The following is a 12,579-nucleotide window of genomic DNA, read 5'->3' on the forward strand; positions in this document are numbered from 1 at the left end:
CATGCCTTCTAGGTCTGCTTCTTGGGTGTGCGGACGCCGGCGGCGATACCGCCATCGACCAGCAAGTCGATCCCGGTGACATAGCTGCTGTCGTCACCGGCAAGGAACAAGATCGCCTTCGCGACCTCCATGGGGCTGCCGCGCCGCTGCATGGGGATGGATCGCACATAGGCTTCGACATCGTCGGCGGCGAAGTCGGGAATCGCGGTGATCTCGGTGTCGATGCTGCCCGGACACACCGTGTTGACGCGGATGCCGCGATCGGCCAATTCCAGTGCCGCGACTTTGCTCAAGGCGCGGACACCGAACTTCGACGCGCCGTAGGCGCCGAGTTCAGCGGTCGCGAGCACGCCCCGCAGCGACGAGATATTGATGACCGCCCCGCCGCTGACCATCGCCGCGGCGGCCGCCTGCAGTCCGAGGAAGGTGCCGACCAGATTGAGGTCGATCATCCTGCGGAACTGCTGCAGCGTGGTTTGCGTCAGCGGGGCTTTCATTGCCGCTCCAGCACTGTTCACCAGCACCTGGAGGGGGTGTCCCGCACGATCCATATCGGAAGTGACCGCCTGCCAATCGGATTCGGCCGTCACGTCGAGACGGCGGTAATGCGCGGTCGGCCCAAGTTCGTGTGCGCGGCGCTCCCCCGCCGCATCGTCGAGGTCGGTGAGGTACACCGTCGCGCCCTTGCTGGCGAACAGTTCGGCGGCCGCGCCGCCGATTCCGCCGGACGCGCCGGTGACCAATACGTTGACTCCGCGCAATGCAGTACTCCTGTCCATTGTCAGCTCTGGAAAAGTTGTGACCACTCTTGGGAGTACTTCTCGATCTTCTCGGGCGTCAGATCACTGGTGTCGGGTGCGGCGATGTCCTGAGCCCGGGCCACCGCGCCCGGGATATCGGCCAACGCCGCCGCGTATCCCCCGTTGAGCGCTGTCTGTCCTTCGCGGGTGACCATGAAATTCGCCAGTACCTGAGCGGCATTGGGATGCGGCGCCACACTCGTCACCTGGCTGTACCAGGGGGTGCCCCACGGCGCAGGTGGCAGAGCCCAATTGACCGGCGCACCCGCGGCTACTTCGGTCACCAAGGGCTGCACCGAAGGCGTCACGACTATTTCACCGGAGGTCAGTGCCTGGGCGACACCCAGCGCGCTCGGGTAGATTCGCGGCTTCAGGGCGGCGAGTTGCTTCCAGTAGTCCGCGCCGTAGACGCGCGCGTAGTACCGGTACAGATCGACGTAGGAGGCGATGCCGGACGGATTGACGATTCCGATCTTGCCCCGATAGGCGGGATTCACTATGTCCTGGGGAGATTTCACGCCGTTCGGGACCGCACCGGTGTTCCAGCCCAGTGCGAAAACCGCCGCGCTCGACAGGAAGAACCGGTTGTTGAGCACACTCTTGTCCGGCTGATACTCGGGCGCTTTCAGGTCCGGCCCGACCAACTCGGTGGAGTACGACCCCGATTTCGCGGCATTGGCAATCCACGCCGCATCGGTCAGCATGTGCACATCGGCGGTGCCCTTCCCGGTCTTCTTCTCGGTCTCCACTCGCGGGTTGATGTCGGCGTCGGTACCGCGCACGAAGTCCAGTTTGATCCGCGGATACTTTGCTTGGAACGCGGTCTTCAGGGCTTCGAGGTTGGCAGGCTTCTGGCTCGAGTAGAGCATCACGGCGCCCTCCTCGTCGGCCGCGGCGACCACGTCCTCCCAGCTCCCTTCGATGGGCTTCGAGGCGGACGAACTCCCACCGCAGGCGGCAAGGCCGAATGTCGAGGCAACAATCGCGAGAGCCGCGACCGCCTTGGTCAGCGATTTCATGAGGGATCTATTTCCTTACCTGATCGAGAAGAGCGGCCAGATCGTTCGGGATCGAGACCATCGGCATGTGGCCCGATTCGAGAAAACGGGTGCTTCCGCCGACGAGGTCGGCGGACCGCGATTGCAGATGCGGCGAATAGCACGCATCTTCGGTGAGGCGAATGTAGGTTCGCGGAAGGTCGGCCGACAGGCCCGAGAGATCTACCGTTTCCTCGAGCAACGCCGCCGAATCATCGATTACCTGATCAGCAGTCCATGCCGTCTGCTCGGGTGACATGTCGTTGCACAACATGGCAATCGCGGCGGCGCGATCCTGGTGATAAACCCCGCCGACGATCGACTGCTGCACCGCGGCCCGGACAGCCGGATCGATCTGGTCGAGAACGCGTGTCCCGTGCGGCGGCACGACAGCGGACAGGAATACGACGTGCTGGATGCGATCCGCGAGCTCCGGCAGCACCCTCGGAACCGACACTCCGGCGAACGAATGCGCGACCATCACAACGTCGGTGAGATCGGCCGCGTCCTCGACGATGGCTTTGGCACAGTCGTCCAGGGTGACCCCGCGAATATCACGGTCGGACCGCTTCCCGCGGCCGGGCAGGTCCACGGCGACCGCCGGCCCACTGAGCAACGGCAGTAACCGATCCCAGCAGGAGGCGGCCATACCCGCGCCGTGCACGAGCAAAAAAGACATCGAACCTCCGAAACTGAACTGACCTCAGTTTGAGAATTTATCCGCAGCCCCTTGTGGTGTCAATCACATGGAGGCAAACTCATGAAGTGAATCCAGTTCAAGAAGATCTTGTACCCACTCGCCAGGCGTCCCGGCCGCTGCGGATCGCCGCAGTACAACTGCGTAATCGCCTGGTGGCCACCGCGCACGGATCCGGAGTGGTCGCCGGCGGGCTGGCACAGCCCGGGGACGCGGAGTACTGGCGGCGCTGCGCCGCCGGAGGCGCGGCGATGGTGATCGCGGGTGGCACGGTCGTGAGTCCGGAATCGGCGAATCGAATCGGCAATATCACCGAGGCATGGCGGCCCGAGGCGATCGGCGGGCTACGGGCGCGAGCGACCGCGATCCGGAGCGAGGGTGCGGTACCGGTATGTCAGCTCGTGCACCTCGGACGCGAAACACTCGGAGCCGAGATCTGGGAGCACCCGATCGCGCCGTCGAGCATCAGATCGCCGCGGGAGCCGGTGCGCGCCAGGGCGATGGCCGAAGCCGATGTCGATCGGATGATCGCGAGCTTTGTGGTCAGTTCCCGCCATGCCATCGAAGCGGGGTTCCCCGCGATCGAACTGCATGCGGCCCATGGCTATTTGCTGGCTCAGTTCCTTTCGCCCGCTTCCAACACCCGAGCGGAGTCCGGCGCGGTTGCGGGGCGGGTGCAGGTTCTGCACCGGCTGCATGCCGAGATCACGGCGTCGTGTCCGGAAGTGGTGCTCGGGGTGCGTGTTTCGATCGATGGTGCGGAAGAGGCCGGTCTGGACCTGGACGGACTCTGCGAGCTGATGCCGTTGCTCGATATGTTCGACTATGTGAATGTGACCGCGGGCGTGCGGACCACATACGTGCGCGATATGGCAACATCCGAGCCGCCCCTGCTTACGCACGTACGGAGGCTGCGCACGGCAACGGCGCGGCCGTTGCTGGTGTCGCAGGCGTTTCGCTCCAGCCAGGACATCGAATCCGCATTGGTGGCCGGAGCCGATTTGATCGGGCTGGCTCGGCCGCTCATCGCCGATCCACAACTGCCGCAAAAGTTGCTGCGGGGCAATGACTCTCAGATCCGTCCGTGCGTATCGTGCAATGAGGACTGCCGCACATTCACTCCGGTCCTGCTGTGTTCGGTGAATCCGATCTTGGCCCCGCCCGGCCACGACGCCCGCCCGGCATCGCCGCTCCAGTTCGGCCCGCCACCGGCGGCGTCGCGGCGAGTGGCAGTAGTGGGCGCCGGACCCGCCGGTCTGGAGGCCACACTCCAACTCACCGCGACGCACGAGGTGACGCTTTTCGAGGCGCACGAGCGAATCGGCGGGCAGTTGGCGGTGGCGGCGCAGGCGCCGAACCGAGCGGGCTGGTCGAAGTTGCTTCGGTTCTACACAGACAATCTCGGGAACGCCGATGTGCGACTCGGACACCGCGTAACGCTTCATGAACTGGGCGATTTCGATGAGGTCATCGTCGCTTCCGGCGCTACTGAACTCCGCACGCCCGGTGCGCTGTCCTCGACAGGTCTCATCGCCGATCGGCATGCGATATCACCGGGAGATGGGGTGGTCATCGCCGACGACGGCTTCGGCACATGGCTTACCGTCGGCGCGCTGGAAGCCGCGCTGGCAGCAGGAGCCGCACAGGTGACCGTGGTGGTCCCGGGACCCGCATTTGCGGCAACCATCCCGCCGGAGAGCCGGGTCCAACTGATGAAAAGGCTCGCCGGGAGCCCAGTGGAGTTCATCGTCGGCGCGGCCGTTACGGAGATGCGAACAAACGGCGCAGGCACTATGGTCTGGTGCCGACATCTCCTGTCGGGCAGGACATTCGAGCTTACCTGCGACCGCGCTGTTGCCGTCGGAGAAAGAATCGCCTCCGACTGGCATGACATCGCGCAGGCCCCTGCGCGAGCACGAGTGCAGGTGATCGGGGATGCCGTCGTGCCACGCCGGGTCTCGCACGCGGTGGCGGAGGGATACGCTGCGGCGCAGGCGATCACGGACACGGCTGTCCGATCGGGCCGGCTCGTGTGAGCACGGCACCGCTCATGGTTTCACCTCGGCCATCACCAGCGACTCGGGAAACGGCTGGTCCTGCCCCGATGGCTTCGCCAGACCCGGGGCTCGTGCGCGGCTCTGGCCGGGTTGCAGACGCGGACCGACGCTATTTTCCCACCATGGGCGGAACTCACCTGCGGCGTGCCGCGACCGAGCGATTGCTGCCCGGTCGCGGCTCATCTCCATGCGCTGACGCATGGTCAACCGACGCAGACCACACCTGGTGCGCCGCCCTCGTGCGGCGCACTCTGCGCGTCATACCGACGACACTGCGTCCGATGCCGCACATAGTGGCCGTATACCTACGCACGCCCCGCCCGGCAAGGGATCCGGGCGGGGCGTGAGCTTGACCGTTGCCTACTGTCGCACTCGGCGAACTACTTCGGGGCGGGCATCGGCTGGTTGATGGTGGTGAAGTACTGGATCGCCGCACCGATCGCGACCGGCGCGGTTACCAGGATCTGACCGGCCAGCGTGCCCAGCGCGCCGATGGCGACGATGCCGCCCAGGCAACCGACGGCTGCGGCCGGAATGAACGGACCGAACAAGCCGACGATGGTGGCCGCGGCGACCGTGGCTCCGGCGATGCCGCCGAGTACGCAGCCCGCCGCGCCGCCGGCCAGACCGCCGACCAGCGTGCCGATCGTGGCACCCGCACTGATGGTGCTGGTCAGGCGGTTCCAAGCGGCCTGCTCACGGTCATACTGGGTCTTCCACGGCGCCTGATCCTCATATGGCAACGCAACCGGCTTGTAGGTCGCGTGTGCCATATCGAATTGGGGGCTCAGGGTCGCCGTGCGGTCGTTGATCTCCGCCGCGATCGGGAACTCGAAATCATCAACACGGAACCGCAATTCGGTACCGGCCAGGGTGGCCCCATCGGCTGCCTTGATCTTGAATACACCGTCCTCGACAACCATCGATCCCGCGCTGGTCGTGATGATCGTGGACCGGTCGGTCGCCGAAGCGGTGAAATCGACGTCACCGTGGCCGGAGGTGGGCGCGGCATGGGCGGTCCCGGCGCTGATACCGAGTCCGGTGGTCACCAGCGCAGCCGTTACCGCGAACTTCTTGAATTTCATTGCTTGAATCCTCATCGCTTCTTCATGTGTCGAAACAAGTTGGCATTACTACTGATTCTGGAATCAGGCGGTAATGCCCGGACCGTGTCCGACGGGTACGCCGGATACGACTTCTTCGGGGAGGTCGAGGCTGGGATCGATGGAGATGGTCTTCTCCAGCAGGTACTCCTGTACCGCGCCGACGCCGTGCTCGCGCCCGAGGCCGGACTCTTTGTAATCTCCGAAAGGAGATCCGAGATATGCGGCGAATGTGTTCACCGAGAATGTTCCTGTTCGAATTCTGCGTGCGAGCTCGAAACCATGTGCGGTGTCGGCGGTGAAGACCGATCCGGCAAGACCGTAGCGACTCTGATCGGCGATCCGGACGGCATCGTCTTCACCGTTGTGCGCGATCCTTGACGACGAGGCTCTTGCCCGCCATCGGGATGACGCCGACCGCATCCCCCGATCCCGCAAACGGGGACAGGTCGCTGACACGGAGCTCGCTGGTCTGTAGCGACTTCGCTACTTCGGCGACGTAATTCAGGCTCATTGTCGGCGCGACGGCCTGGTACACCTGGGAGAGCAGACGGCTGCAGCCCAGTTCGTCGGTGATGAGCTCGGCGAGTTCCTTCCGGTGTGCGGCGATCGCCGCGGCAAGGCGAACGAGGTACTCACCGCGCTGCGCTGGAATAAGTTTCGGCCAGTCGGACCCATCGAAAGCCTCTCGGGCGGCGGCAACGGCCGCGTCGATATCCGCTTGGGTGGCCGCGGGCACCGAACCGATCGGCTTGCCGCTCGCCGGCGAAATCACCTCGAATCGGTCGTCGGAGGACGTCTTTCGCCAAGATCCCCCGATAAAGAATCCAGTGAATTCGCGATCGATCACGCGAAGCTCCTCTCGAAGGCAAGGTTCCCAATCGTCGGCGCGCTGTCGCCGAACCAAACTGAGTTGAACTCGGTTCGGGGCTCACCGTACATGCGCCGTGATCCACTTCACAAGCAAATTCGGCACTTGAACTGACTTCAGTTTTAGAGTTAGGGTGGGCAGCATCGCGACGCGTGAGGAGCATCGAATGCCAGAGGTCCACACCGACGTACTCGTCATCGGCGGCGGGATGGCCGGGCTAACCGCGGCGGCTCGATCGCTGCATCGAGGCAATTCGGTGATCGTCGTCGAAAAAGCCGCCGCAGTAGGCGGATCCGCGCAATTCGCGGGATATGCCTGGACCGCCCCCTCCCACGCGATCATGGACCAGGTCAACCCGCGCGGCGATATCGAGCTGCGCCGCGCACTTGTCGACGGATTCGGCCCTGGTATCGCTTGGATCAGGTCGCTCGGCGTCGAATGCGCGGATGCGGTTACCGTCCTGCGCTACGGTTCCGGCCATCAATTCGACACCAACCGGTACATAGACGAATGTCGCCGACGGATCCGTGCCGAGGGCGAGTTGCTCACCGACGCCGACACTCGAGCCCTGCTCACCGAGGACGGTTCCGTCGTCGGCGCTCGTGTGCGACTTCCGGATGGCACCGAACGCGAGTTTCGCGCTGGCGCAACGATACTCGCGACCGGCGGGTTCCAGGCGAATCCGGAGCTGGTCGACAGATACATCCATCCCGATGCGAGCGCGATACAGTTGCGGTCCAACCCGACCAGCATCGGCGACGGACTTCGGCTTGCCGAGTGCGTCGGGGCCGCGACAGGCACGCAACGCTCCGGTTTCTACGGCCACCTCATTCCCGCCGGGGTAGAGTTTCGCGACCCGTCCGACTTCGTCGCGCTGTCGTTGTACTACAGCGAGCACGCCCTGCTGTTCAATCTCGACAACCGCCGGTTCACCGATGAAACCGTCGGCGATCACCTGACCACCATGGAACTGCTGGACCAACCCGAGTCCCGAGGATTGCTCGTCGCCGACGAGCGGGTCTACCGCGACTGGATCACCGGAAGTTACGTCGAAGGCGCGCAAGCGCTCGACAAGTTCGATCTGGCACAACGCCGCGGCGGCCGTTGTGGCATCGCCGAAAGCCTCGACGACTTCGCATATCTGCCCACCGAATGGGGGTACGACGGCGTCGGCATCGCCGCGCAGATCCGGGCTGTCAACGCAGCGGGCGCAGCAGCGCAGCCCCCGCGCACCTACGACGCGCGAGCGCTCGACCACGGCCCGTATTACGTCATCGAGGTGTGCCCCGCCCTGACATTTCCATTTCACGGCATTCGCATCGACCGATACAGCAGGGTCCTCGCCGCAAGTGGCGGAACCATCAAAGGACTCTTCGCGGCGGGCGCCGATATCGGCGGTCTCTACGACCACGCGTACACCGGCGGAATTGCCGCCGCTCTCGTATTCGGACTCGCCGCGGCTGACCGGGCGGCAGCCGACCGTGCCGTCGCCGCTTGCTGACCGCTATGGTTCACCTCCTCCGTAGTGCACGTAAGCCTGCGGCCATGAACTCCGGTGTCGCCTCGGCCGCGCCGTTCCCGGCGTCGGCACCTTGCCGAGCCCGGTGGGTAATTCCCGCACCGATGACCGCGAGCTTGAAGTTGGCGAGAGCGAGACGGACGATCTCCGGTCCAGCCAGATCGAGAATGGTGTTGTCGATCCTGAAGTCGCCGTGATCGACTCGCTCGAGAACACCTCCGGCAATTTGTAGATGTCGCGTACCGCGTCATGACGGGTGGACACCCAGTAGCCCTGGGCGAAGGTGTTGAAGAAGACCGGGCTCGTCTCGCGCAGTTCGTCCGAGCACTCGGGACCCGACCCGTCTCGATCGGGACCGGTCACCAAATCGGACCCTTTGGGACGATCATCAGCCTCGCGGACCGTCCGAACAGCTTCGCGCCTCGGGATCGGCCGCCGCAAAGAGAGACGATGAATTAGTCCGTCCGACCCAGTTGCACGGGCCATCGACCAGGAAATGGCCGCCGTTGAGTCGGTCGGCCGAGGACTACAACGAGGAGTGTGCGATGACTGGAATGACAGTTGGTTTCGTCGGGCTCGGCGCGATGGGGCAGGGCATGGGCGCCAGCCTGCTTCGGGCAGGTTATCGGCTCCTGGTCTGGAACCGCTCCCCCGAACCGGTCGCCGCCCTGGTCGCACAGGGCGCCGACGCGGCCGGGCACCTCGCAGACGTGTTCGCCGCCGAGACGGTCGTCTCCATGTTGGCCGACGACCATGCCGTGGAGCAGCTGCTGGACCCGGCGCTGCTGGCAAACGCGAAGGCAGCCGTGCACCTCAACATGGCGACGGTATCGATCGCACTCGCCGAGCGGGCCGAAGCCCTGCACACCGAGCACGGCATCGGGTACGTCGCCGCGCCCGTCCTGGGCCGGCCCCAAGTAGCCGCCGTCGGCGAACTGAACATTCTCGCCGCCGGCGACGAGACGGCGCTGGCGAAGGTCGCACCGCTGCTGTCCGCGATGGGCCGGCACACCTGGCATTTCGGCACCCGCCCGAGCCACGCCAACGCCGCAAAGATCAGCGCCAACTTCCTGATCGCCTGCGCCATCGAGTCCATGGCCGAGGCGTGCAGTTTGGCGGAGTCCCACGGTGTCCGGCCCACCGACCTGGTCGAAATGCTCAGCGGCACACTGTTTCCTGGGCCGATCTACTCAGGCTACGGCGCAATGGTCGCCGAACGGCGCTACGAACCAGCTGGCTTCCGGCTGCCACTCGGCCTCAAAGACGTCAACCTCGCGCTCACCGGCGGCGCCGCGGCGAACGTCCCGCTGCCCTTCGGCAGCGTGCTGCGCGACGCCTTCCTCGACGCCCTCGCCCACGGCGACGGCGATAAGGACTGGGCCGCCGTCGCCGCCGTGGCTCGGCGCCGGGCCGGGCTGCCAGCGTAGCGACGTCGAGCCATCTCCCAGCATCAGCCGCGATAGGAATCATCAGCAAAGCGCTTCATTCAAGATCAACCGGGCACCGAACCGCCCGTTACCGGTCGAAACTCGAGCTAGTCGGCGATGCGCGTTCCGTTCACGGGATGGAACAGATGAATCGAGGCGGGGTCGCTGACCTGTAGCGTGACCGATTCGGCCAGTTTGGCTGGGGCGCGGGTTGCCGAGCGGGCGACGAAGGTGAACGGTTCGCCGTCGAGGCCGGTGATCGGCGCACCCGGTATGCGCGCGTACACATACGATTCGCTGCCGAGTTCCTCGACGAGTTCCACGGTGACGGTGAAACCCGTTCCGTCGCGGCGCAGTTCGAGCTGTTCTGGCCGGATGCCGATGGTCACCGTGTCCAGGCCCATTTCGGCGAGGCGGGTCACTTGTTCACGCGGCAATTCCATTGTGGTGCCTGCGATGTCGACGCCACCGGGGGTGAGGGGCACCTGGAACAGGTTCATCGACGGGGACCCGATGAATCCGGCGACGAACGCGTTCGTAGGCCGGTCGTAGAGCTCGGCTGGGGTGCTGAACTGCTGCAACCGGCCGTCGCGCAGTACCGCCACCCGGTCCCCCATGGTCATGGCCTCCACCTGGTCGTGGGTGACATAGACGGTGGTGGTGCCCAGCCGCCGCTGTAGCGCGGCGATCTGGGTGCGGGTCTGTACGCGCAACTTGGCGTCGAGGTTGCTCAGCGGCTCGTCCATGCAGAACACCCGCGGCTCACGCACGATCGCGCGCCCCATCGCCACCCGTTGCCGTTGTCCGCCGGACAGTTTCGCCGGTTTGCGGTTCAGATACGGAGTGAGACCGAGCAGTTCGGCGGCCTCGGCGACGCGGCGTTTGCGTTCGGCTACCGGCACTTTCATCATCTTCAATGCGAAACCCATATTTTCGCCGACGGTTTTGTTCGGGTAGAGCGCGTAATTCTGGAACACCATGGCGATATCGCGGTCCTTGGACGACACACCGACCATGTCCTGACCGTCGATACGGATGGAGCCGCCGTCGATCTCCTCCAGGCCGGCGAGCATACGCAATGCGGTGGATTTACCCGAGCCCGACGGCCCGACCAGGACGATGAACTCACCATCGGCGATATCGAGGTCGAGCGAGTCGACCGCGAGCGTTTCCGCGCCCGGATAGACACACGATGCGGAGTCGTAATGGATTGTGGCCATGAGTTTTCCTTACTTGATGGCGCCGAAGGACAGGCCGCGCACCAGCTTGTTCTGTGCGAGCCAGCCGGCGAGAACGACGGGCAGGGCGCTGAGCACCGCGGCCGCGGACAGCCGCGCCCAGTACAAGCCCTCACCGGTGATGAAGCCGACCAGGAACACCGGAATCGTCTGTGCCTGTACGGCGGTCAAGTTCACCGCGAAGAAGAATTCGTTCCAGGAGAATATGACGCAGATCAGCGCGGTGGCGGCGATGCCGGGTGAGACCAGCGGCAGGATCACCTCGCGCACCGCGGTCCACAGGCTCGCGCCGTCCATGCTCGCGGCCTCGAGCAGTTCGCCGGGAACCTCCAGGAAGAACGAGCGCATCATCCACACCGCGATCGGCAGATTCATCGCGGTATAGAGGATGACCAGCGCCCAAATATTGTCCAGCACACCGATATTGCCGACGATCACATACAGCGGCACGATTGCCGCCACGATCGGCAGCATCTTGGTGCCGATGAAGAACATCAGCGCGTCACGGGAGTTACGCACCGGGCGCAGCGACAGCGCGAACGCCGCCGGAATGCCCAGGGCCAGAACGAGAATCGTCGACATCCCGGTGGCGAAGACGGAGTTCAGCAGCGTGGTGCCGATGCCGCTGTCGAGGACCGCGGAGAACTGGTCCATGGTCGGGGTGAAGAACAGCTTCGGCGGATCGGTGTAGGCGTCGCCCTCTTGTTTGAACGCCGTCAGCACCATCCACAGCACCGGGAAGAACATTCCGATGCCGATCACCCAGGCCAGCGCACCCCACAGCATGCCGCCCCGGTTGCGCCGACGACGTATCGGAACCTGCTGTGCCGCAGTGGGTTTGTCGGCAAGCGCATGCGCGTTCATGCGGCTTCCTCTTTTCCGGTGAAGGACTTGAAAAGCAGTCGCAGCGCGAACGTCGCGACGATGGTGGTAGCGATTACGGTGACGACCCCCATCGCCGCGGCCTGACCGATATCGAAACCGAGGAAGGCGCGCTGATAGATGTAGAAGGGCAGATTGGAGCTGGCGATGCCCGGCCCACCTGAGGTCATCATGTACACCGCGTCGAAGGTGTTGACCAGGTAGATCGCCCCCAGTACGGCCCCCAGTTCGATGAACCGACGCAGGTGCGGGAGGGTGAGCTCACGGAAGACCTGCAGTGAGTTCGCGCCGTCGACGCGGGCGGCCTCGACGATATCGCGTGGCATCGATTGCAGCCCGGCCAGGATCAGCAGCATCATGAACGGCGTCCACTGCCACACCAGATCCGCCATCACCGCAGGCAGCGGATACTTGCTCACCCAGTCGACCTGGCCGGCGCCGAACGGCTTCAACACGAAATTCACCAGCCCGAACACCGGGTCCAGCATGGTGGTCTTCCAGATCAGCGCCGCCGCGACGGGAGTCACCAGAAAGGGCGTGATCAGCAGGGTGCGGACGATGCCGCGGCCGAAGAACGCGCGATCGAGCAGCAGGGCCAGCAGTAGTCCGAGGATCACCGAGATGACGACGGTCCCGACGATCATGACGACGGTGTTGAGTGTCACCTGCCGGAACTGGCTGTCACGGAAGACATCCGCGTAGTTCTGCAATCCGATGAAATGGCGCGAGCCCGGCCGGACCAGGTTCCACGATTGCGTCGAGTAATACAGCGTGAAGACGAACGGCACCTGGGTGACCACAACCATGAAGATCAGCGCGGGCAGCAGCAGACCACGCCTGCGCCAGCCTTCGGCCCGTGCGAGCCGGTCGCGCCGCGCGCGGATCGATGGTGGTGCTTCTTCCGTGGTCGACTCGGAATCTGCTGGTGCTGTGATGGTTTCAGACATG

At 64.7% G+C, this 12,579-nt stretch carries 13 protein-coding genes and 1 pseudogene; 4 read left to right on the plus strand and 10 right to left on the minus strand.

Annotated features, from left to right (window positions below; translation table 11 throughout):
- Window positions 1–8: 8 nt before the first annotated feature.
- The 3 genes from ACQPYR_RS24830 to ACQPYR_RS24840 are packed head-to-tail and all read right to left on the minus strand — an operon-like array spanning window position 9 to window position 2,516.
- Window positions 9–779 carry an SDR family NAD(P)-dependent oxidoreductase gene (locus ACQPYR_RS24830; protein WP_433621358.1) on the minus strand — a complete coding sequence of 257 codons (771 nt, stop codon included), beginning with the start codon at window positions 777–779 and terminating at the stop codon, window positions 9–11.
- Between the two features lie 2 nt (window positions 780–781).
- Window positions 782–1,819 (minus strand): substrate-binding domain-containing protein, encoded by a 1,038-nt coding sequence (locus ACQPYR_RS24835; protein WP_433621359.1) that lies wholly within the window; start codon window positions 1,817–1,819, stop codon window positions 782–784.
- 7 nt (window positions 1,820–1,826) lie between these two features.
- A complete protein-coding gene (locus ACQPYR_RS24840; RefSeq protein WP_433621360.1) occupies window positions 1,827–2,516 on the minus strand; it encodes an alpha/beta fold hydrolase in 690 nt (229 codons plus the stop codon).
- An 86-nt stretch (window positions 2,517–2,602) separates the two neighbouring features.
- On the opposite strand from ACQPYR_RS24840, the gene ACQPYR_RS24845 reads away from it, so the two are divergent.
- Window positions 2,603–4,570, plus strand: a complete 1,968-nt coding sequence (locus ACQPYR_RS24845) for an FAD-dependent oxidoreductase (RefSeq protein WP_433621361.1) — start codon at window positions 2,603–2,605, stop codon at window positions 4,568–4,570.
- Window positions 4,571–4,971: 401 nt separating this feature from the next.
- Here the strand turns inward: ACQPYR_RS24845 and ACQPYR_RS24850 are convergent, their stop codons facing one another.
- The 3 genes from ACQPYR_RS24850 to ACQPYR_RS24860 form a co-directional block, all read right to left on the minus strand.
- Window positions 4,972–5,676: a hypothetical protein gene (locus ACQPYR_RS24850; RefSeq protein ID WP_433621362.1), complete on the minus strand. Its 705-nt coding sequence runs from the start codon at window positions 5,674–5,676 to the stop codon at window positions 4,972–4,974.
- A 63-nt stretch (window positions 5,677–5,739) separates the two neighbouring features.
- Complete coding sequence (locus ACQPYR_RS24855; RefSeq protein ID WP_433621363.1) at window positions 5,740–6,117, minus strand: aldehyde dehydrogenase family protein; 378 nt, start codon at window positions 6,115–6,117, stop codon at window positions 5,740–5,742.
- Window positions 6,053–6,544: an aldehyde dehydrogenase family protein gene (locus ACQPYR_RS24860; protein WP_433621364.1), complete on the minus strand. Its 492-nt coding sequence runs from the start codon at window positions 6,542–6,544 to the stop codon at window positions 6,053–6,055. Before ACQPYR_RS24860 ends, ACQPYR_RS24855 begins: the two co-directional genes overlap by 65 nt.
- Before the next feature lie 187 nt (window positions 6,545–6,731).
- Between ACQPYR_RS24860 and ACQPYR_RS24865 the strand changes: the two genes are divergently transcribed.
- The gene (locus ACQPYR_RS24865) at window positions 6,732–8,066 is read left to right on the plus strand and encodes an FAD-dependent oxidoreductase (protein ID WP_433621365.1); all 1,335 of its coding nucleotides are present in this window, start codon (window positions 6,732–6,734) and stop codon (window positions 8,064–8,066) included.
- 10 nt (window positions 8,067–8,076) lie between these two features.
- Here the strand turns inward: ACQPYR_RS24865 and ACQPYR_RS24870 are convergent.
- Window positions 8,077–8,220, minus strand: a pseudogene (locus ACQPYR_RS24870) (phosphotransferase family protein); the annotation flags it as partial.
- On the opposite strand from ACQPYR_RS24870, the gene ACQPYR_RS24875 reads away from it, so the two are divergent.
- Both ACQPYR_RS24875 and ACQPYR_RS24880 read left to right on the plus strand, forming a co-directional pair.
- Window positions 8,170–8,316: a hypothetical protein gene (locus ACQPYR_RS24875; RefSeq protein WP_433621366.1), complete on the plus strand. Its 147-nt coding sequence runs from the start codon at window positions 8,170–8,172 to the stop codon at window positions 8,314–8,316. The pseudogene ACQPYR_RS24870 and the gene ACQPYR_RS24875 sit on opposite strands and share 51 nt — an antisense overlap.
- 274 nt (window positions 8,317–8,590) lie before the next feature.
- Window positions 8,591–9,511, plus strand: coding sequence for an NAD(P)-dependent oxidoreductase (locus ACQPYR_RS24880; protein WP_433621367.1), 921 nt, complete (start codon window positions 8,591–8,593; stop codon window positions 9,509–9,511).
- A 107-nt stretch (window positions 9,512–9,618) separates the two neighbouring features.
- On the opposite strand, the gene ACQPYR_RS24885 is transcribed toward ACQPYR_RS24880, so the two are convergent.
- The 3 genes from ACQPYR_RS24885 to ACQPYR_RS24895 are packed head-to-tail and all read right to left on the minus strand — an operon-like array spanning window position 9,619 to window position 12,578.
- The gene (locus ACQPYR_RS24885) at window positions 9,619–10,731 is read right to left on the minus strand and encodes an ABC transporter ATP-binding protein (RefSeq protein ID WP_433621368.1); all 1,113 of its coding nucleotides are present in this window, start codon (window positions 10,729–10,731) and stop codon (window positions 9,619–9,621) included.
- A 9-nt stretch (window positions 10,732–10,740) separates the two neighbouring features.
- Window positions 10,741–11,613: a carbohydrate ABC transporter permease gene (locus ACQPYR_RS24890; protein ID WP_433621369.1), complete on the minus strand. Its 873-nt coding sequence runs from the start codon at window positions 11,611–11,613 to the stop codon at window positions 10,741–10,743.
- The gene (locus ACQPYR_RS24895; RefSeq protein ID WP_433621370.1) at window positions 11,610–12,578 is read right to left on the minus strand and encodes a carbohydrate ABC transporter permease; all 969 of its coding nucleotides are present in this window, start codon (window positions 12,576–12,578) and stop codon (window positions 11,610–11,612) included. The genes ACQPYR_RS24890 and ACQPYR_RS24895 overlap by 4 nt, the downstream gene beginning before the upstream one ends.
- Window position 12,579: the final 1 nt, after the last annotated feature.

Source organism: Nocardia sp. CA-120079 (assembly GCF_050955745.1).
Lineage (GTDB): Bacteria > Actinomycetota > Actinomycetes > Mycobacteriales > Mycobacteriaceae > Nocardia.

Bases quoted from the DNA above. Each gene is read 5' to 3' on its own strand.
- ACQPYR_RS24830 (WP_433621358.1), bottom strand. From the start codon at position 779: ATGGACAGGAGTACTGCATTGCGCGGAGTCAACGTATTGGTCACCGGC.
- ACQPYR_RS24835 (WP_433621359.1), bottom strand. From the start codon at position 1,819: ATGAAATCGCTGACCAAGGCGGTCGCGGCTCTCGCGATTGTTGCCTCG.
- ACQPYR_RS24840 (WP_433621360.1), bottom strand. From the start codon at position 2,516: ATGTCTTTTTTGCTCGTGCACGGCGCGGGTATGGCCGCCTCCTGCTGG.
- ACQPYR_RS24850 (WP_433621362.1), bottom strand. From the start codon at position 5,676: ATGAAATTCAAGAAGTTCGCGGTAACGGCTGCGCTGGTGACCACCGGA.
- ACQPYR_RS24855 (WP_433621363.1), bottom strand. From the start codon at position 6,117: ATGCGGTCGGCGTCATCCCGATGGCGGGCAAGAGCCTCGTCGTCAAGG.
- ACQPYR_RS24865 (WP_433621365.1), top strand. From the start codon at position 6,732: ATGCCAGAGGTCCACACCGACGTACTCGTCATCGGCGGCGGGATGGCC.
- ACQPYR_RS24885 (WP_433621368.1), bottom strand. From the start codon at position 10,731: ATGGCCACAATCCATTACGACTCCGCATCGTGTGTCTATCCGGGCGCG.
- ACQPYR_RS24890 (WP_433621369.1), bottom strand. From the start codon at position 11,613: ATGAACGCGCATGCGCTTGCCGACAAACCCACTGCGGCACAGCAGGTT.
- ACQPYR_RS24895 (WP_433621370.1), bottom strand. From the start codon at position 12,578: ATGTCTGAAACCATCACAGCACCAGCAGATTCCGAGTCGACCACGGAA.